At 55.9% G+C, this 18,141-nt stretch carries 19 protein-coding genes; 15 read left to right on the plus strand and 4 right to left on the minus strand.

The features are described 5' to 3' along the window. Positions 1 to 85: 85 nt before the first annotated feature. The 4 genes from ACMWJS_RS11830 to ACMWJS_RS11845 are packed head-to-tail and all read left to right on the plus strand — an operon-like array spanning position 86 to position 3,452. Positions 86 to 1,099, plus strand: a complete 1,014-nt coding sequence (locus ACMWJS_RS11830; protein WP_414747101.1) for an ABC transporter permease — start codon at positions 86 to 88, stop codon at positions 1,097 to 1,099. Beyond that, positions 1,099 to 1,932, plus strand: a complete 834-nt coding sequence (locus tag ACMWJS_RS11835; RefSeq protein ID WP_414747102.1) for an ABC transporter permease — start codon at positions 1,099 to 1,101, stop codon at positions 1,930 to 1,932. Before ACMWJS_RS11830 ends, ACMWJS_RS11835 begins: the two co-directional genes overlap by 1 nt. After that, positions 1,925 to 2,761, plus strand: a complete 837-nt coding sequence (locus tag ACMWJS_RS11840) for an ABC transporter ATP-binding protein (RefSeq protein ID WP_048226010.1) — start codon at positions 1,925 to 1,927, stop codon at positions 2,759 to 2,761. Before ACMWJS_RS11835 ends, ACMWJS_RS11840 begins: the two co-directional genes overlap by 8 nt. Further along, positions 2,748 to 3,452, plus strand: a complete 705-nt coding sequence (locus tag ACMWJS_RS11845; protein WP_262802218.1) for an ABC transporter ATP-binding protein — start codon at positions 2,748 to 2,750, stop codon at positions 3,450 to 3,452. Before ACMWJS_RS11840 ends, ACMWJS_RS11845 begins: the two co-directional genes overlap by 14 nt. Positions 3,453 to 3,529: 77 nt before the next feature. On the opposite strand, the gene ACMWJS_RS11850 is transcribed toward ACMWJS_RS11845, so the two are convergent. The 4 genes from ACMWJS_RS11850 to budA form a co-directional block, all read right to left on the minus strand. Next, positions 3,530 to 4,003, minus strand: a complete 474-nt coding sequence (locus ACMWJS_RS11850; protein WP_045909648.1) for a cold-shock protein — start codon at positions 4,001 to 4,003, stop codon at positions 3,530 to 3,532. Positions 4,004 to 4,134: 131 nt separating this feature from the next. Continuing rightward, positions 4,135 to 4,905, minus strand: a complete 771-nt coding sequence (locus ACMWJS_RS11855; RefSeq protein WP_414747103.1) for a (S)-acetoin forming diacetyl reductase — start codon at positions 4,903 to 4,905, stop codon at positions 4,135 to 4,137. Positions 4,906 to 4,925: 20 nt separating this feature from the next. Continuing rightward, the gene (gene alsS, locus ACMWJS_RS11860; RefSeq protein ID WP_024906953.1) at positions 4,926 to 6,605 is read right to left on the minus strand and encodes an acetolactate synthase AlsS; all 1,680 of its coding nucleotides are present in this window, start codon (positions 6,603 to 6,605) and stop codon (positions 4,926 to 4,928) included. Positions 6,606 to 6,618: 13 nt separating this feature from the next. After that, complete coding sequence (gene budA, locus ACMWJS_RS11865) at positions 6,619 to 7,398, minus strand: acetolactate decarboxylase (protein WP_086374961.1); 780 nt, start codon at positions 7,396 to 7,398, stop codon at positions 6,619 to 6,621. Positions 7,399 to 7,503: 105 nt separating this feature from the next. On the opposite strand from budA, the gene ACMWJS_RS11870 reads away from it, so the two are divergent. The 11 genes from ACMWJS_RS11870 (at position 7,504) to ACMWJS_RS11920 (ending at position 18,012) form a co-directional block, all read left to right on the plus strand. Next, complete coding sequence (locus tag ACMWJS_RS11870) at positions 7,504 to 8,385, plus strand: LysR family transcriptional regulator (RefSeq protein ID WP_111967349.1); 882 nt, start codon at positions 7,504 to 7,506, stop codon at positions 8,383 to 8,385. Positions 8,386 to 8,717: 332 nt separating this feature from the next. Next, positions 8,718 to 9,575 (plus strand): MurR/RpiR family transcriptional regulator, encoded by an 858-nt coding sequence (locus ACMWJS_RS11875; RefSeq protein WP_048026913.1) that lies wholly within the window; start codon positions 8,718 to 8,720, stop codon positions 9,573 to 9,575. A 127-nt stretch (positions 9,576 to 9,702) separates the two neighbouring features. Then, a complete protein-coding gene (locus ACMWJS_RS11880) occupies positions 9,703 to 11,031 on the plus strand; it encodes an aspartate aminotransferase family protein (RefSeq protein ID WP_262780333.1) in 1,329 nt (442 codons plus the stop codon). Beyond that, entirely contained in the window at positions 11,028 to 11,582 is a 555-nt protein-coding gene (locus tag ACMWJS_RS11885; protein ID WP_196364904.1) for a carboxymuconolactone decarboxylase family protein, read from the plus strand. Before ACMWJS_RS11880 ends, ACMWJS_RS11885 begins: the two co-directional genes overlap by 4 nt. 125 nt (positions 11,583 to 11,707) lie before the next feature. After that, entirely contained in the window at positions 11,708 to 12,460 is a 753-nt protein-coding gene (gene glnH / locus ACMWJS_RS11890; RefSeq protein WP_045909654.1) for a glutamine ABC transporter substrate-binding protein GlnH, read from the plus strand. 51 nt (positions 12,461 to 12,511) lie between these two features. Continuing rightward, positions 12,512 to 13,168: a glutamine ABC transporter permease GlnP gene (glnP, locus tag ACMWJS_RS11895; RefSeq protein ID WP_116341329.1), complete on the plus strand. Its 657-nt coding sequence runs from the start codon at positions 12,512 to 12,514 to the stop codon at positions 13,166 to 13,168. Between the two features lie 2 nt (positions 13,169 to 13,170). Continuing rightward, positions 13,171 to 13,893, plus strand: coding sequence for a glutamine ABC transporter ATP-binding protein GlnQ (gene glnQ, locus ACMWJS_RS11900; RefSeq protein WP_069719677.1), 723 nt, complete (start codon positions 13,171 to 13,173; stop codon positions 13,891 to 13,893). A gap of 21 nt (positions 13,894 to 13,914) precedes the next feature. Next, complete coding sequence (locus tag ACMWJS_RS11905) at positions 13,915 to 14,946, plus strand: C45 family autoproteolytic acyltransferase/hydolase (RefSeq protein WP_414747104.1); 1,032 nt, start codon at positions 13,915 to 13,917, stop codon at positions 14,944 to 14,946. 232 nt (positions 14,947 to 15,178) lie between these two features. Beyond that, positions 15,179 to 15,634: a hypothetical protein gene (locus ACMWJS_RS11910; RefSeq protein WP_414747105.1), complete on the plus strand. Its 456-nt coding sequence runs from the start codon at positions 15,179 to 15,181 to the stop codon at positions 15,632 to 15,634. Between the two features lie 377 nt (positions 15,635 to 16,011). After that, positions 16,012 to 16,920 (plus strand): HNH endonuclease signature motif containing protein, encoded by a 909-nt coding sequence (locus ACMWJS_RS11915; protein ID WP_223540110.1) that lies wholly within the window; start codon positions 16,012 to 16,014, stop codon positions 16,918 to 16,920. 261 nt (positions 16,921 to 17,181) lie between these two features. Continuing rightward, positions 17,182 to 18,012: a hypothetical protein gene (locus ACMWJS_RS11920; RefSeq protein WP_414747106.1), complete on the plus strand. Its 831-nt coding sequence runs from the start codon at positions 17,182 to 17,184 to the stop codon at positions 18,010 to 18,012. Positions 18,013 to 18,141: the final 129 nt, after the last annotated feature.

Below are 18,141 nucleotides of genomic sequence, written 5' to 3' on the forward strand. Positions count from 1 at the left end.
GGTGGCGCTGCGCTGACCCGGCCTGTGTTCTCGGTTTTTGTAGGCCGGGTAAGGCGAAGCCGCACCCGGCATGAAGAGATTTCCCATGCCACATCTTTCCACCCGCGTGCTTCAGGGTCTGCTGACCCTGCTGCTCACGCTCTTCGGGCTGCTGCTCGTCACGTTTGCGCTCTCGGCGTTTTCACCGGTCGATCGCGTGCTGCAGATCGTCGGGGATCACGCCAGCCAGTCAACCTACGATCAGGTTCGCCACCAGCTTGGGCTGGATCGTCCCCTGCCCGTGCAGTTCTGGCACTACCTGCAAAACCTCGCCCACGGTGATTTGGGCACCGCCAGCGCCACCGGGCAGCCGGTGCTGCAGGATCTGCTGCACGCCTTCCCCGCCACGCTGGAGCTGGCAACGCTGGCGCTAATTATCGGCACGGTACTCGGCGTGATTGCGGGTGTGCGGTGCGCCCGCTACGCCGGTTCGCCACTGGACTTAGCGATCAGAACGCTCACCCTGCTCGGCAACTCGGTGCCGATTTTCTGGCTTGGCCTGCTGATGCTGGCCCTGTTCTACGCCAGGCTGCAGTGGAGCGCGGGCCCCGGCAGGCTGGACGATATCTGGCAGTTCACCGTCGAACCACGCACCGGCTTTGCGCTGATAGATACCTGGCTTTCCGGCGATCGCGAAGCATTCCGCAACGCCCTCAGCCACCTGGTGCTACCGGTGGTGTTGCTGGCCTATTACTCGCTGGCAAGCATTACCCGCCTGACCCGCTCCGCCTGCCTCGGCGAAATGAACAAGGAGTACATCCTCCTTGCCCGCGCCAAGGGCGCAGGGGAGATGACCATTCTGCTGCGCCACGTGCTGCCAAACATTCGCAGTACCCTGCTGACGGTGATTGCCCTGGCCTACACCAGCATGCTGGAAGGTGCGGTATTAACAGAGACCGTGTTCTCGTGGCCGGGCATCGGACGCTATCTCACCACCGCCCTGTTCGCCGGAGACACCACCGCGGTCATGGGCGGCACGCTGCTGATTGGCGTCTGCTTTGTGCTGATCAATAACCTTACCGACCTGCTTGTGCGGGCGACCGATCCCAGGGTGCGCTGATGCCGTTTTATCTCTTCTTACGCCGCCTGCGCCGCTCCCCTGCCGCCGTTTGCGGACTGATTGCCATCGTGCTGCTGGTGTTTATTGCCCTGTTCGCCCCGTGGCTGGCACCGGTTGATCCGAACTGGCAGGACGCCGCCGCGCGCCTGCAGGCACCGACCGGCCAGCACTGGCTGGGCACCGACGGCTACGGGCGGGATCTGCTCTCGCGCCTGATTTACGGCACGCGTCCGGCGCTCGGGCTGGTGGCCCTGGTGACGGTTATTACCCTGCCCGCCGGGCTGCTGGTGGGCATTTTGTCCGGCTACTACGGCGGCTGGATGGAGCGTATCCTGATGCGCTTCACCGACGTGGTGATGTCAATGCCGCGCCTGATCCTCGCCTTCGCATTTGTCGCGATGCTCGGTCCGGGGCTGGTCAACGGCGCGCTGGCGCTGGCCTTAACCACCTGGCCTGCCTACGCGCGGCAGGCGCGGAGCGAGATCCAGCGTCTGCGCCACAGCGATTATCTGGCCGCCGCCGAGATGATGGGGATCCGCGGCCTGCGCCTGCTGGTCGGCCATATTCTGCCCCTGTGCCTGCCCTCCGCGATTGTGCGGCTGACGCTGGATCTGGCGGGGATTATTCTGGCCGCCGCCGGTCTCGGCTTCCTCGGCCTTGGCGCACGGCCGCCCATGGCCGAATGGGGGGCGATGATTGCGGACGGCATGCAGGTCATTTTCGACCAGTGGTGGATTGCCGCCATTCCGGGCGGAGCCATCCTGTTTGCCAGCCTGGCGTTTAACCTGTTAGGCGATGGCCTGCGCGACGTACTGGAGCCACAGCATGACTGAACATCGCGTCATCGTCGATGCGCTGAATATCGACTACCCCGCCGCACGCGTGGTCAACAACCTGAGCTTTACGCTTGGCAACGAGCGGCTGGCGCTGGTGGGGGAATCCGGCTCCGGCAAGTCCATGTCCGCCCGCGCCCTGATGGGTCTGGTGCGCAAACCCGGCATCGTGAGCGCCAACCGGCTTAACGTGCTGGGCAACGACCTGCTGACCCTGAACGCCCGCCGCTGGCAGGCGCTGCGCGGCAACGGCATTGCGATGGTCTTGCAGGATCCGCGCTACGCCCTAAACCCCGTGAAAAGCGTCGCCGCCCAGCTTGATGAGGCGCTCACGCTGCATCAGCGCCTGCCGCGCCCGGAGCGTGCGGCGCGTATTCACGACATCCTTCGCGCCGTCGGGCTGAGCGAGAACGTACTGTCACGCTACCCCGGCGAACTTTCCGGGGGCATGGGCCAGCGGGTGATGATTGCGATTGCGCTGATCAACAACCCGCAGGTGCTGATTGCCGACGAACCGACCTCCGCGCTGGACGCGCGCCTGCGCAATCAGATCCTCGAGCTGCTGGTGCAGCAGTGCGAAGAACGCCAGATGGCGATGCTGTTAATCAGCCACGATCTGCCGCTGGTGGCGGAGCACTGCGACCGCGTGCTGGTGATGTATCAGGGCGAAAAGGTGGATGAGATGACAGCGAGCCAGCTCCCGCAGGCGACGCATCCGTACACGCGAACCCTGTGGACCTGTCGTCCAGACGCCCATACTTATGGACAGATGCTGCCGACGCTCGACCGTTCACAGCCGTGGAAGGAGGCCAACGATGGCGCTCGTTGAGGTTAACCAGGTGCAGGTCACCTTCGGGGAAAAAACGGCGGTCTCTGCCGCCAGCTTTAGCATTGAGAGAGGCGAGACGTTCAGCCTGATTGGTGAATCCGGCTGCGGCAAATCGACCCTTCTGCGCGTGCTGGCTGGGCTGCAGCGCGAGTGGCGCGGCAGTATTGCACTGCTGGGAGAAGCGTTAACGCCAGGGCGACGTTTTGAAGGCGAGCTTCGCCGCAACGTGCAGATGGTGTTTCAGGATCCGTGGGCGTCGCTGCACCCGAACCACACCATTGCGCGCACACTGTCGGAGCCGTTAAGCATCCACGGCGAGACGCAGATCGCGGAAAAGGTGGCCAATGCGCTGCACGAGGTGGGGCTCTCCGCCGACGCGGGCAGGCGCTACCCGCACCAGCTTTCCGGCGGCCAGCGTCAGCGCGTTGCCATTGCCCGCGCGCTGCTGCTGCGCCCGCAGCTTCTGCTGCTGGATGAACCGACTTCGGCGCTGGATATGTCGGTACAGGCGGAAATCCTGAACCTGCTTAACCGCCTGAAGGCCGAGCATGAGATGACCTATCTGCTGGTCAGTCACGACGCGGACGTGATTGCCCATATGTCCGACCGGGCGGCATTGATGGCGCACGGGAAGATCCAGAAGGTGTTTGACCGTGAGGCGATGTTACGGGGCGAGCACAGGATGGGTTAAGTGCGTGCGGCGGTGCCCGGTGGCGCGTTGAGGTTTTTCGTAGGCCGGGTAAGGCATCGCCGCCACCCGGCAAAAGGTTACTTCAGCAGCTTCACCGTGGCATCAATGTCGATCTCATCTTCGGTGAAGATCAGCGTCGTGTTCTGGAAGGTGGTGATCGCCAGCTTCTTCACCGTGCGCATTTCGCCCGGTTTTTTATCAGATTTCGGCTTGATGCTGTTCATCAGCAGACCCACCGACAGCACCGCATTTTCTTTGTCGATTTTGGTATCCGCGGGCTCTTCTTCGTTGAACACCACGAAGGATTTGATCGAGGTGAGCTTCACGCGCTCGCCTGCGATATAGAGATGTTTGCTTTCGGGGATCACCTTCACCGCGTAGGCGGAAAGGCCTTTGTTGTTGGTGGTTGGCTCGAAGGTCACCGCGGCATCTTTCTTAATCAGATCGGGGTTCGCGACCTTAATCACATGAAAATAGCGGTTGTCGCCGTTTTCATCTTTGATAAATCCAAAGCCTTTATCTTTAAACCACGTTGTGATTGTACCGTTCATCGCTGTTACCGCCTGTCAGATCGTAATGACTAAAGTTTTGCAGCGCGCAGTGTAATGCACAATGGCGGAGGAGACAAAAAAAAGCCCCTGCACGGGTGCAGGGGAAAACTCATGTCAGAGCTTATTAGAATTTAGTTGAACACCATCCCACCATCGATGAGCAGAGACTGGCCGGTCATGTAGTCGGAATCCGGTCCCGCCAGGTATGAAACGCAGGCAGCGACATCTTCCGGTTCGGACAGGCGGCCAAGCGTGATGCGTTTGGCAAAGGTTTCGGTCCCGTAGCCCAGCGGTTTACCCGCCGCCTCGGAGACCTGACGGTCGATCTCTGCCCACATCGGCGTTTTCACGATGCCCGGGCAGTAGGCATTAACGGTGATCCCCAGCGGAGCAAGATCTCGCGCGGCGGTCTGGGTTAAGCCGCGCACCGCGAACTTGCTGGAACTGTAGACGGCCAGCTCCGGGTTGCCGGTGTGGCCCGCCTGGGAGCAGGCGTTGATGATTTTGCCGCCGTGCCCCTCTTTGCGGAACGCGTCAATCGCGGCCTGGATCCCCCAGATCACCCCTTTCACGTTAATGTTGTAGACCTTGTCGACAATCTCCGGCGTGATGGACTCGATCGGCGTGGACGGCGCAACCCCGGCGTTGTTAACGATCACGTCGAAGCCACCCAGCACAGTGCGGGCTTTCTCCACCGCCGCAAATACCTGCTCGCGGTCAGAGACGTCCACCTTCACGGCGACGGCGTTACCGCCGTTACGGATAATTTCATCGGCCACGGCTCTGGCCGTCTCCGCGTTATAGTCGGCAATGGCGACGGCAAACCCATCCTTCACCAGGCGAAGCGCAATTGCTTTACCAATCCCCTGGCCTGAGCCTGTTACGAGAGCAACTTTTTGCATTTCTCTGTCCTTATGTTGAGTCACAAAATCTGGCTGAGATGGAGCTGGCCCATCAGCAGCGGGTTATCGCTGTAGTCGACGGGAATGGCCACCACGGCCGGGCCATCCACATCCATTGCCGCACGCAGCGTGGGTTCGAGCGCGTCGGCGCTCTCCACGGCAAAGCCTTTCGCGCCAAAGGCGTCGGCATAGACTTTGAAATCGACCGGGCCGAACTCGACGCCGGAAAGACGCTGGTATTTTTTCTCTTCCTGAATGGCAACCATGTTGTAGCCGTTATCCACCCAGATGATGTGCAGCACGTTAGCGTTGAGGCGCACCGCGGTTTCCAGCTCCATGCTCGACTGCAGGAAGCCGCCGTCACCGGAGACCGACACCACCTTGCGGCTCGGGTTGACCAGCCACGCGCCAATGGCCCACGGCAGCGCGACGCCCATGGTCTGCTGGCCGTTGGAGATCATCACCTGACGCGCCCGGAAGCTGTAGAGGTAGCGGGCGATCCAGATGTGGAAGCTGCCCATATCCACGGTGAGCGTCACGTCGTTATTGACGATGTCCTGCATGGCGCGCACGATGCGCAGCGGATGCAGGGCAAACTGATTAAGCGAGGCGCCGCGACGATCGAGCAGATCGCGCTGATGCTGGCGATCGACCAGAATTTCGGAGGCCCGCTGGCTTAGCTCAAGCTTATGGTCGATACGGTTAGCGAGCTGATTCAGGGTTTCGGCGATGTCCCCCACCAGCTCCAGATCCGGCACGTAGTTACGTTCTTCATAGGCTGGCAGCACATCAATGTGCACCAGCGTGGCGTCGCCGCTGTTCCACATGGACGGCTCGTACTCCACCGGGCTGTAGCCGATGCAGATAATCAGATCCGCCAGATGGAGCAGCCGGTCACCCGCCTGGTTATTGAACAGACCGACGCGTCCGGCGAAGCGGGTGAAGTGCTCCTGATTCACCGCCCCGGCGGCCTGATAGGTGCTGGTGACCGGAATACGGCTTTTCTCCAGCAGCTTGCGCAGCGCCGCGCTGTTGGCGGGCTGGCTCGCCATCAGCCCCAGCAGGATGACCGGGTTTTTGGCCTTTTCGATAAGCTTCGCCACGTCGTTGATGGCGGATTCCGGTGCCGGCCCCATCAGCGCGGGACCACTGGCGGGTAAAATCGCCCCCGTGGCGGGCTGATCGACAATATCCTGCGGCAGGCTGACGAAGGCGCCCCCCGGCCTGCCGTGCTCGGCGGCGCGAAACGCGTTGGAAACCACCTCCGCAATCGCATCCGGCGCACTCACCTCCACGGCGTATTTGGTGACCGGGCTGAACATGGCGACGGTGTCCATGCTCTGGTGCACCAGCTTGGCTTTATCCGCCCGCTTCACCGCCCCGCCCAGCGCCACCACCGGGTCGCCTTCGCTGTTGGCGGTGGCAATGCCGGTGATCAGGTTGGAACAGCCGGGCCCGGAGGTCACCAGCGCCACCCCGGCCTTGCCGGTCAGACGCCCTACCGCCGCCGCCATAAACGCCGCGTTGGCTTCGTGACGCACCGGAATAATCTCGATGGAGGAGTCCAGCAGGGAATCAAAGACCTTGTCGATTTTCGCCCCCGGGATCCCGAACACCTGCTTCACGCCCTGCGCTTCCAGCTGGCCGACAACCAAATCGGCGCCGTGCGCCCACTGACGTGACTGTTTCTCACTGTTCACGGTAGTTCTCCTGTTAGTTTTCGACGGCACGGATCGCCGCATCCAGATTGCTGGGGTGAAGGTTGGCCTGTAAAAACGCGCTGTCGGCGGGCAGGTCGATCATCAGCTTGTGAATTTCACCGAAGGTGAGCACGCCGCTCTCCAGCTGGTAGTCGAGCAGATGCCCCCCGCCCTGACGGTCGTCGGTAATGAAATGTTCGTGGTAGCCCGCCACGTTGATGCCCTGCATATGCTGCGGGGTGCGGAACCCGACCAACACCCCTTCGCGCTGGTTAAAGCGGAACACCGGCTGGTCGTCCAGCACGTCGGTCATCGCGCGATACGGCGGCTTCTGGCGCGGTACTGTGCGGGTGTGGGCATGGCGGAAGTTGCCGTCAATGCGCAACGCGCAGAACAGGTTATCGGAGGGGATCTGCTGGTCGATCGCATCGTGGATCTGCTGACGGCTGACCGGCGCATTGAAGGTGATACGATACTGCGGCTGGAACCAGGTCATCACCGCAAACGGCGTTTTTTGCTCCGGCTTCGCGGCCCGGGCGCTGCCGTCGGCGCGCAGCTGGTACACCTGGCTGCTGAAGGCGATCATTTCGCCGTCCAGCTCGTTGAAGGTGCCCAGACCAAAATCACCATGTGCCAGCAGATCGGCGATAGTGGTCTCTCCTTCATACACGCCGCTTAGCAGGGCGCTCATTAGCGATGTCTGATAGATCACGCTGTCAGGATGCTGGGCAGAGAACCCGCGCAGGGTCTCGCACAGACTGGCTTCACAGTCGCAGGCAGATGAATGCACCATCATGCTCGTCCTCTTCAACTTTATTTAGAAAGGTTAAATAAATGTTGACCCGATTCAGCAGAGAGTTCCAATATAGAAACCATGCTGGTTTGAGACGTTTTAGATATGGAACTTCGTTATCTGCGGTATTTTGTCGCGGTAGCACGCGAGCGACACTTCACCAGGGCGGCCGAAGCGCTGGGTATTTCGCAGCCTCCTCTGAGTCAGCAGATCAAACGGCTCGAAGAGGAAGTGGGCACGCCGCTGTTCAGGCGCCTGACGCGGGGCGTGGAGCTGACCGAAGCGGGAGAAGCCTTCTACGAGGACGCCTGCAAGATCCTGGCGCTGAGCGATGCCGCGCTGGAGAAAGCCCGAGGCATCGCGCGCGGGCTGAACGGCAACCTGTCGATTGGCATCACCAGTTCCGACGCTTTTCATCCCAAAATCTTTACCCTGATTCGCCAGTTTCAGGTGCAGAACATGGCGGTGCAGGTTCACCAGGTGGAAGCCAATATGTCGTCGCTGACGACGATGCTGGCAGAGGGCGAACTGGATATCGCCTTCGTGCGCCTGCCGTGCGAGAGCAGCAAGGCGTTCGAGTTAAAAATCCTCGACCGGGAGCCGATGGTGGTGGCGCTGCATCGCGATCATCCGCTGGCGACGTGCGATTCGCTGGCGTTAGAGCAGCTTCGGGATACGCCGGTGGTGCTGTTCCCGCAGGAGGTCGCGCCGGGCCTGTACGACCGGGTTCACGGCTGCTGCGAGCGGGCCGGGATTGACGTGCAGCACGCGCTGCAGTCGTCGCAGCTTTCCTCCTCCCTGAGCATGGTTTCCGCAGGCGGCGGGTTTGCGCTGGTGCCGAAATCCATGGCGGCCATATCTCCGCCGAATGTCACCTATCACACGCTGAGTTCACCGGAGCTGTATACCGACATCGCGCTCTGCTGGCGGCGCTTTGAACGCTCGCGGACGGTGAAGCGGTTTTTGACGATGCTGAGCGAAGGGTGACGGCTGCGCGGCTGTGCCCGGCGGCGCTTCGCTTGCGCGGGCCTACGTTCGTGTCGCTTTTCTTTTGTAGGCCGGGTAAGGCGTAGCCGCCACCCGGCAATGCCAGTCTCCGGCGTTAACTCCAGACATCGTTCTCTGCTATGGCTTAAGAGAACAATTCTGGCGTTCAGGATGGTTTCGCACGTCTGATACCCCTGTTCAGTTCCCCGTTGACTTATTTGCGCTGTGTTTTCATCATCCGTTTCCAGGACAACGCGAGTCCGTTCAGTCTGCGAAGATCGAACGTCACTTGACAACAGCAGCGCTAACCTTAAACAGCGGGACTATTTGCTATGAATCCAAGGGAAAATATTGTCAGTACATTCAGTGAGTTGTCTGCGGAATTACAGCGTGCTGCCGAGTTCTCGCTACAGAATACCAATCAACTGGTCGTGCTATCGATGCGTGCCTTCGCCAGTGAGGCCGGTGTAAAACCCGCTACGCTGCTGCGGCTAGCGCAACGATTAGGCTACAACGGCTGGGGTGAACTCAAGGACGCATTCATCGATGAGCTCGGGCTGCGCAATGATACATATGTATCCAAAGCCGAGAAGCTGATCGCCAAAGGCACTCAGCCGCAGCTGTATGAAGAGGTGTTTCAGGCGCATCAGGCCAATTTGGCTTTCACGCAGCATGAGAACCATCAGGCCATGGAGCAGGCCGTATCGCTGCTGGACGCGGCTGAGAATGTCTATATTTGCGGCTTCCGGGCCAGCTTTCCTATCGCCTGGTCGCTGTTTTATGTCTATCGACTGTTCAATCGGCAGGCGTCGTTAATTGATGGTCTGGCGAGCAATATCGAGGTGTTCACCCGCGAATTAACAGCACAAGATTGCCTGTTACTCACCAGTTTTGCCCCCTATTCCCGTGAGTCGCTCGATGTGCTGCGCGCGGCACAGCAGGCAGGCGCGACGATCGTTGCCATCACGGATTCTCCCGTCTCGCCATTAGCCCAGGCTGCCGATTGCACGCTGCTGTTCTCTATCGACAGCCCGTCGTTTTTCCCCTCCGTGGTGTCCGGCATGGGGCTGGCCGAGTGTTTACTGGCGATGCTGGTCGCGCGCCATGGTCGAGATGCAGTGAATAAAATCGAAAATGCTGAACGCTACCTTATTAACTCTGGTGCCTATGTGGTGCCCGGGAAACCCTGAAAAATAATTCATTTGCATCCGGCATAAGAAAACCGAATACATTTGAATCAAAATGAAATTGACGTGATACAAATGAATCCTGCATGATGCGCTTCATTAGCACAGCGCATTCAGGAGCAGGACCAGCATGACCCATATCATTCACCGCAGTCTACGCAGCACGCCCGCCGTGGCGGTACGCGCCCAGGGGGCGTACATTTTTGATGCACAGGGAAAACAGTATCTGGATGCCTGCGGTGGCGCCGCCGTTTCCTGTTTAGGCCACGCGCATCCTGACGTGCTGGCTGCGATGCATCGCCAGATCGATCAACTGGCCTATGCCCACACCAGTTTTTTTACCAGCGACACCGTTGAGCAGCTTGCTGAACAGCTGACGCGCACGGCGCCTGGCGATCTTAACTATGCCTATTTCGTTTCGGGCGGTTCGGAAGCGGTTGAAACCGCGCTCAAGCTGGCGCGCCAGTATTTTGTTGAGATCGGCCAGCCGTCGCGGACCAAATTTATCGCCCGTAAGCAGAGCTACCATGGCAATACCCTTGGGGCGCTCGCGGTGGGAGGCAACGAATGGCGCCGCCGCCAGTTTGCTCCCTTGCTGATCGACGTGATACGCGTTTCGGCCTGCAATGAGTATCGCGACCGCCGCGCTGACGAAACCCAGCAGCAATACACCACGCGTCTGCTCAACGAGCTGGAGCACGCCATTATTGAGGCCGGTCCCGACACCATTATTGGTTTCTGCGCAGAAACCGTGGTGGGGGCCACCACCGGCGCCACCCCGCCTACCCCGGGCTATCTAAAAGGTGTACGCAACCTGTGTGATAAATACGGCATCCTCTACATCGCGGATGAAGTCATGTGCGGCATGGGACGCACCGGCACATTACATGCGTTCGAACAGGATGATGTAGTGCCGGATTTGGTGACCATCGCGAAGGGGCTGGGGGGCGGCTATCAGCCGATTGGCGCAGTATTGGCGAGCGAGAAGATTGTCTCAGCGCTACAGGCCGGTAGTGGTCTGTTCCAGCACGGGCACACCTACATTTGCCACGCGACCGCCGCGTCCGCAGCCCTGGCCGTGCAGCAGGTGATTGCGCGCGATAATTTGCTGCAGGCGGTGAGGCAACAGGGGGATTACCTGCACAGCGCATTGCGTGAAGTGCTGGGGGAATTACCGCACGTCGGTGATACGCGTGGACGCGGCTTGTTTGCGGGCGTTGAGCTGGTACGCGATAAAGAGAGCAAAACCCCCTTCGATCCTGCCCTGAAGCTGCATGCAGCCATCAAAGCAAACTGTATGTCACGGGGGCTGATGGTCTATCCAATGGGTGGAACTATTGACGGGCAGTATGGCGACCATATCCTGATCGCACCCCCGTTTATTGTCACGCCTGGTCAGCTCGACTTTGTGGTAGACACGCTGAACACCGTGATTCGCGAAGAGACCAGCAAATTATGATCAATCGTTTACCGCCGCTGGCGGAGCATGAGTGGGACGACCAGCAGCGCGCGTTGGCCGAAGAGATAATCAACGGGCCCCGCGGTGCGCTGCTGCCACCTTTCGAGCCGCTGCTGCGCAGCCCAGAGCTTATGGCGCATGCACAACGCATGGGGGAATACCTGCGTTATCGCAGCGCGCTGGGGCAGCGCCTGTCTGAACTGGCGATTTTGATGACCGCGCGGCACTGGTCGCAGCCTGTGGAGTGGGCGATTCATGCGCCGATAGCGCGCGAGAAAGGTATATCTGCCGCGGCGGTGCAGGCGATTAATGAAAAGCGTCTTCCAGAGGATCTGCTGCCGGATGAGTGGGCGGTCTATCACTTTTGCAAGGAGTTGCAGGAGCAGCAGAAGGTCAGCGATGCCACCTGGCAGCACGCTATCGCGCTGTGGGGCGAGAAAGGCGTGGTGGACCTGATCGGCATCAATGGCTATTACAGTTTTCTCTCAATGGTAATGAACGGCGCACAGACGCCGGTACCCGACACCCGGGATGAGATTATTCCCGCATAAGCTTTCGCTTTAAATTTGGCGCATGAAAGTGCGCCCTGCATATCAACATTTTATTCCCCCACCCCGCAGATGTATTTCGCCGGGTGACATTCATGCACGCTACTTCACTGACGCCGAGGGTTATCATGTCTGGATTATTAACTAAATTAAAAGTTACGTTAGCGCTGGTCGCTTGCTCCGCCAGTTTTGTGGCACAAGCGCAGGATAAATTAACGGTTGGCGTTGATACCGCCTTTGTCCCCTTTGAATTTAAACAAGGCGATAAATACGTCGGCTTTGATATTGATTTGTGGGATGCCATCGCCAAAAAAATGGATGTCAGCTACGAATTACGCCCGATGGACTTCGGGGGACTGATTCCGGGTTTGCAATCACGTAATCTGGATGTCGCCATGGCGGGCATTACGATAACCGACGCGCGTAAACAGGTCGTCGATTTCAGCGACGGTTATTATGATGCTGATTTATTAATGGCGGTGAAAAGCAGCGATAATACCATTACTAAATTCAGCGATTTAGCAGGAAAGAAAGTGGGATTAAAGCAGGGAACGGCGGCGGCGAGCTTTATGAAAAGCAAATATAAGGCGAACTATGTTGAATTCCCGAATATCGACAACGCCTATCTTGATTTGCAGGCAGGTAACCTTGATGCCGTGGTACATGATTCCCCCAATGTGCTCTATTACGTAAAAACGGCGGGTGATGGCAAAGTGAAATCGACCGGCGAGACTGACAGCATTCTGCCGCAGCACTACGGTTTTGCGATGCAGAAGAACAGCAGCCTGACGCCGAAGATCAACGCCGCACTGCAGGCGTTACGTGCGGATGGGACTTACAACAAGATTTACGTGAAGTGGTTTGCTAAACAGCCAAAATAATCCCGCCAGGTCGGAGCGATCCGACCTCGTTGCATCTTAACGGGTAACATGATGAATTTCGACAGTAAATATATTTGGGAGTCCCTGCCGCTGTTGTTGCAAGGACTACAGCTGACGCTGGTTATTTCATTATCAGGTTTATTGGGTGGTTTTGTTATTGGCCTGCTGGCGGGAACCTGTCGGGCGCTCGGAGGGAAAATATCAAAAACAGTCTCGTTAGTTTTTGTCGAGTTAATTCGCGGAACGCCTATTATGGTGCAAGTGATGTTTATTTACTTCGCACTCCCCATGGTGTTACCGATTCATATCGACCCGGTAACGGCGGCCATTACGACCATTGTGATTAACTCGGGTGCTTATATTGCAGAAATCACCCGTGGAGCGATCCTCTCGATTAATAAAGGTTTTAGAGAGGCCAGCCTGGCAATGGGATTATCCCAGCGCAGCACGCTATGGCATGTCATTATGCCGCTGGCATTACGCCGTATGATCCCTGCGTTGGGTAATCAGTGGATTATCAGTATTAAAGACACCTCGCTGTTTATTGTGATTGGTGTGGCGGAATTGACTCGTCAGGGGCAAGAAATTATTGCCGGTAATTTCCGCGCGCTGGAAGTCTGGACCGCAGTGGCAATGATTTACCTGCTGGTGACGCTGTGCCTGAGTTTCCTGCTGAAGCAACTGGAGAAGAGGATCCATATTTTATGAGCATGGTTGAATTTAGCGCAGTGTCGAAAAATTTCGGCGCCACTCAGGTGCTGCACGACATCAATTTAAAAATTGACGCTGGCGAAGTCGTGGTGATCATCGGCCCTTCCGGTTCGGGCAAATCGACGCTGCTGCGCTGCATTAACAAGCTGGAGGAAATTTCCTCCGGCACGCTGCTGGTAGCGGGAATGCATATTACCGATCCTCACGCTAACGAATGTGATATCCGCCGTGAAGCCGGGATGGTGTTTCAGCAGTTTCATCTGTTCCCCCATCTGACGGCGCTGGAGAATGTGATGTTTGGTCCGGTTCGCGTACGCAAACAGAGCAAAGCCGCCGCGCGGGAACAGGCGCTGGCGCTGCTGGACCGCGTTGGCTTACGCGAACGCGCCAGTCACTACCCATCAGAGCTCTCTGGCGGTCAGCAGCAACGCGTGGCCATCGCCAGAGCCCTGGCGGTGAAACCGAAAATGATGCTGTTCGATGAGCCGACCTCAGCGCTGGACCCCGAATTACGGCATGAGGTGCTGAAAGTCATGCGCTCGCTGGCCGAAGAGGGCATGACCATGGTGATTGTGACCCATGAAATCGGCTTCGCCCGCGATGTGGCATCCCGGCTCATCTTTATTGATGGCGGTACCATTGCCGAAGATGGTCCACCTGATATGCTGCTGAATAACAGTCGCAATCCCCGCCTGAAAGAATTTTTGCAACACGTATCCTGAACAGAAGTGAATGATAACACTATGAAAAAAATCGACATTCGTGGTTCCGCTTTTGCAGTAGGTCAAGCGCTTGGCGCGTTCGGACGCGAAGCCTGGCATGCAAAACTGACGCAAACGGCGTTGTGGCAAACCGTTACCGCCATGAAAGACGCAGAACAGACCCGGAGCATGCGTTCGCGGGTCCAGTCTCAGTATCCCCTCATCTGGCAGGAGCTGGAGGGATTGGCCGCGGGTCTGGATGCACCGTTTGATGAGGTGTTTGCCTGGAATTGCCGCGGCGATCTGGTGCGCTCAACCTCTGATGGCTGCACAACTGTAGCGGGAAGCACCGCGGAGGGAGAGCTGATTATTGCGCACAATGAAGACGGCTTCCCGCAGCTTCGCAATGACTGCGCCATCGTCAGCATCACCCCGGATGAGGGCCTGGCATTCACCAGTTTCGCTTATCCGGGATCGATTTGCGGACATACCTTCGCCGTAAACGAAAAAGGCGTGGTGAATACGGTGAATAACATTCGCGCTTTGCATCGTCCGGACGGCATGCCGCGCCAGATACTTGCCCGCGCTGCGCTGAATGCCACCACGTTAGATGAAGCCATCTCCATACTGACCACCGGGCCACGCGCCGGTGCATTTCATCATACGCTGGGGCAACGGGGAGATGGCCGGCTGTTCAGCGTGGAGGCGACGGGAACAGGCTGTTCCGTCACGCCGCTGCGGGACGTTTTCGCCCATGCTAATCACCTTATCCACCCTCAGCTTGATGCGGTTGAGCAGGTGATCACTGACAGCTCCCGGTCACGCCAGCAGCGGCTAAACGCCTGGCTTGAGACGCAATCTCTCCTTGATGGTGAAGCGGCGCTGGCTATTCTCTCAGACCAGCATGATCCCGCGCTCCCGATTTATCGTCTCTCGCCACACGACCCGGATGAAGAGAACACGCTGGCCACGGCCATTTTTATCCTGAGTAAGTCGGATATTGAATGGCAGATATTCACTCACGATCGGCAAAAACCTGTTTTACAGCAGGAATGCCCGGCGGCGCTGCGCTAGCGCGGGCCTACAGGGCTGTGATTTTTGTAGGCCGGGTCAGGCGTAGCCGCCACCCGGCAATGCCCTTCTGGAAGCCGCCTCGCAAACCTGCAAGCAACCTTATGTAATTCAGGGGCATCCCCTTTCCTTCCTTTTTTCACCGCCGTAAAGTGCCTGCGTTGCGGCACATCCGTAACCGGGCGTAGGAACCCGTTAGCATAACATGACATTTTTTGGACAAAGAGGATGCTAAATGGCGACTACCCCTGAATTTTCCTACGCGCTTTCTGAGGAAAGCGCTGTTCATCAGCTCATCACCCACCCCATTTCCGATTCTGCGGATCTCTTCGAACTGGCCGATGCCTGCGCCGCTTACGTAAGCGTACTAGTGGAAACTGACGATGCGGTGACGTTTGCCGCGCTTTGCAAGCAATTACTGGCTGCGCTCAAACGGCTGCGCGAGTGCTGTGACTCGGAACTTCCGCCGTATCTGGTTGAACAGCTGATTGCGGGGGAAAAGATTGCTTCCTGCGTGCCGGACTGCTGGCAAGAGACGACGTTGCAGGTGGATTATGCCGTAGCGTTAACGCTGGCGGTGATGGGCGGGACGCTCCCTATAAACGTGGCGAAAGAACTGACCGGACTGCTGCATGATATGGTCTGGCTGCTGGCGGAGTTTGTGAAGGAGCCATATATCACGGCACACTGAGGCGGGTGATGGAAGGCCGGAGTTCTGCAGGATAAAAAGCAGGGCTTTGGCCTTACTAAAAGAATAGCGTTGTTTGTTGAATGTCCGTTAGGAACGAGGAGCGGAAGTTCGCAATTTTTCTCGTCGTCGATGAAGTTTTAACGAGCCAGTATATCGGCCAAATGATAGCTAGTCGGGATGCATAATGAGTGGCTATTGAATATCTTCTGGTTAGGCCTGACAAAATCCTAAGGGGAAAGTATCAACCTTTCGTCTTTCTGATTACTTAATGAAAGAGGGTTTTAGGCATCTTTTTATGATAATTTCTGGCAAACTCTTTTTTTGTTTATATAAAAACTATAATATTGCATTCAACTCACCCAAAGGGAGTATTTAACATGGCAATAAATCAAAAAGACATCAAATTGTTGTGGGGGCGTTCCGGAAATCGATGTGCAATTTGTAAGACAGAGTTAACACAGGATAAGAACTCCGTTAATTCCGCATTTACATTGGGGGAACAGGCACATATTGTTGGAGAGAAGGAAGATGCGGCCCGAGGAAAATCGCATTTAACTCTGGATGAAAGAAATAGTTATCACAACCTTATTCTCCTTTGCCCAAATCATCATACGGAAATTGATAGAAATGTAGAAGATTGGCCAGTCGAAAAACTCTATAACGTTAAGTCGACACATGAGTTATGGGTTTCAGAGACTCTTAGTAGAGTTGAAGATAAATTTTTTCTAGCTAAGCAACTTTCAGTAACTTCAATAATTGACTCCGCAGTAAAATATTGTCGTTTAGAAAACTGGCAGAATTGGACTAGCTTTGCATTAGCACCAGAACCGACATGGCCTAAAAATTTACCCGATGATATATTTGAATTTCGGCAAAAAGTCATTTCTGCTATATGGCCCGAAGAATTTGATGAACTACGGAGAGCCACTGAAACATTTTCCATAACACTTAACATAGCCGCTCAAATTTTTATGAGACATTCTTATCTTTATGAAGACACTTACTATCCAGAAAAATTTTATAAAACTGGTGGCTGGAATGATAATTATGAAGAAGACGTTGAAATATATAAGCAATGGATTCAAGAATGTCATGATTGGTTAGTGGAAGCTACAAAATCAGCTAATTGGTTTGCTGATGTTGTTCGTAGAGATATTAATCCCATGTTCTTTGCAGAAAAAGGTCGATTCTTAACAATGGAGGGAGATTTCCTAGGTTTTAAGAGTAAATTACATGTTTATACCAAAGAACAAAGAGATTCACTGCCTGACTCACTTGATCTCTAGTTTTAATTTATTATCAGTTTCATACGAAGTGATGATGCCTACTACTGGCTCAGAGCGGAAAGGCTGGGATATGTCAGGTCTGCTTTGAGCGAGGTGCGGAACTTGGCAATTATTTTCATAGCTGATAAAGGTATTACTACAATTACATATGTGTTAATCAACGGGGAGCAGGCAAGAGGTGAAGAACAGTAAAAATATGTAAAACCCTTATTTTTCTTAGTGGAAAGATGAAAGCATAGGGTCCAAAATACGGAGAGATATATGAACGTATCAATGCCTTGGAGTTTAGCTGGACGCCTTTTAAAGTGGATATGGGGCAAAATTACTCGGTTATGGTTACTAAAGACCTATCAAAAATCTCATGAGTACAAAGCTAGTCGCCTTCGGTTAGGAGCGCGTTGGGAACCACTTGGTGAGCACCTAGAGTACTCGTTGCGGCTTTCTAGTCCTGCCGATCATGAAACGGTAAAATCCTGTATAGCGTTTCGGGCAAAAGAAATTCTAGTAGAGAATGTTAAGCTTTACTTTGAAGCGTCTGGACACGGTATTCGTTACCAGCAAAGAATTGAGTTGGTAAATTTGGACCAATCTGTCCTGATTGTTTACTTAGATCAAATTCCTCGGCAGGAGCTTGTGGAGGCTTCTGAGCGCGGTATATTCTTTTCAATTACCGAAACGCAGTTCCTTCAATGCATCATTACGTTAGCCGGGGGTCAACAACAGCAACCCTTTGATTCAATAAGGTCCCACCTAACATATAACTGGTTGCTTAATGACAAATGGGTACGACGTTGGGGAGAGTTATGGAACTGTAATGCTATTGAGCATGCGAAAACCGAAATGAAGTCTTACTGGCGTTGGCGATTGGGAGAATTTAAACATTTTTCCCTATACTGTGCTGGGCTCGGGCCTTATCCCTGGAATGGAATATTACGCAAAATCCTGTGCAAGCTTTTGATCAACAACCATATTATTACAGTACAGTTCTGGCTGGCGGTACATTCTGGGCGGTATGTTCTTGGAGATGGAAAACTGAAGCTTAATCAGCGACGAATTAGAAAAGTAAAGCCCAGCAAAGCTTCGAACCTTTGAACTGAGTTGCGTTGTTCATTCCAAATCCTAGGCGCTGGGGGACTGACAAAGATATTACCGTTGATCTGCTCCCCTTAAACGAATGCAGCATGATGTTAGGAACTTCCGCTTCTGGCACAATGCGGACTC

It is taken from the genome of Enterobacter sp. HK-058-C-ECC (assembly GCF_047531125.1).
Lineage (GTDB): Bacteria > Pseudomonadota > Gammaproteobacteria > Enterobacterales > Enterobacteriaceae > Enterobacter > Enterobacter quasiroggenkampii.

Coding starts and splice junctions, on each gene's coding strand:
- ACMWJS_RS11915 (WP_223540110.1), top strand. CDS start 16,012: ATGGCAATAAATCAAAAAGACATCAAATTGTTGTGGGGGCGTTCCGGA.
- ACMWJS_RS11885 (WP_196364904.1), top strand. CDS start 11,028: ATGATCAATCGTTTACCGCCGCTGGCGGAGCATGAGTGGGACGACCAG.
- budA (WP_086374961.1), bottom strand. CDS start 7,398: ATGGTGCATTCATCTGCCTGCGACTGTGAAGCCAGTCTGTGCGAGACC.
- glnP (WP_116341329.1), top strand. CDS start 12,512: ATGAATTTCGACAGTAAATATATTTGGGAGTCCCTGCCGCTGTTGTTG.
- ACMWJS_RS11840 (WP_048226010.1), top strand. CDS start 1,925: ATGACTGAACATCGCGTCATCGTCGATGCGCTGAATATCGACTACCCC.
- ACMWJS_RS11910 (WP_414747105.1), top strand. CDS start 15,179: ATGGCGACTACCCCTGAATTTTCCTACGCGCTTTCTGAGGAAAGCGCT.
- glnQ (WP_069719677.1), top strand. CDS start 13,171: ATGGTTGAATTTAGCGCAGTGTCGAAAAATTTCGGCGCCACTCAGGTG.
- ACMWJS_RS11830 (WP_414747101.1), top strand. CDS start 86: ATGCCACATCTTTCCACCCGCGTGCTTCAGGGTCTGCTGACCCTGCTG.
- ACMWJS_RS11835 (WP_414747102.1), top strand. CDS start 1,099: ATGCCGTTTTATCTCTTCTTACGCCGCCTGCGCCGCTCCCCTGCCGCC.
- ACMWJS_RS11875 (WP_048026913.1), top strand. CDS start 8,718: ATGAATCCAAGGGAAAATATTGTCAGTACATTCAGTGAGTTGTCTGCG.
- ACMWJS_RS11850 (WP_045909648.1), bottom strand. CDS start 4,003: ATGAACGGTACAATCACAACGTGGTTTAAAGATAAAGGCTTTGGATTT.
- ACMWJS_RS11905 (WP_414747104.1), top strand. CDS start 13,915: ATGAAAAAAATCGACATTCGTGGTTCCGCTTTTGCAGTAGGTCAAGCG.
- ACMWJS_RS11845 (WP_262802218.1), top strand. CDS start 2,748: ATGGCGCTCGTTGAGGTTAACCAGGTGCAGGTCACCTTCGGGGAAAAA.
- glnH (WP_045909654.1), top strand. CDS start 11,708: ATGTCTGGATTATTAACTAAATTAAAAGTTACGTTAGCGCTGGTCGCT.
- ACMWJS_RS11870 (WP_111967349.1), top strand. CDS start 7,504: ATGGAACTTCGTTATCTGCGGTATTTTGTCGCGGTAGCACGCGAGCGA.
- ACMWJS_RS11855 (WP_414747103.1), bottom strand. CDS start 4,905: ATGCAAAAAGTTGCTCTCGTAACAGGCTCAGGCCAGGGGATTGGTAAA.
- ACMWJS_RS11920 (WP_414747106.1), top strand. CDS start 17,182: ATGAACGTATCAATGCCTTGGAGTTTAGCTGGACGCCTTTTAAAGTGG.
- ACMWJS_RS11880 (WP_262780333.1), top strand. CDS start 9,703: ATGACCCATATCATTCACCGCAGTCTACGCAGCACGCCCGCCGTGGCG.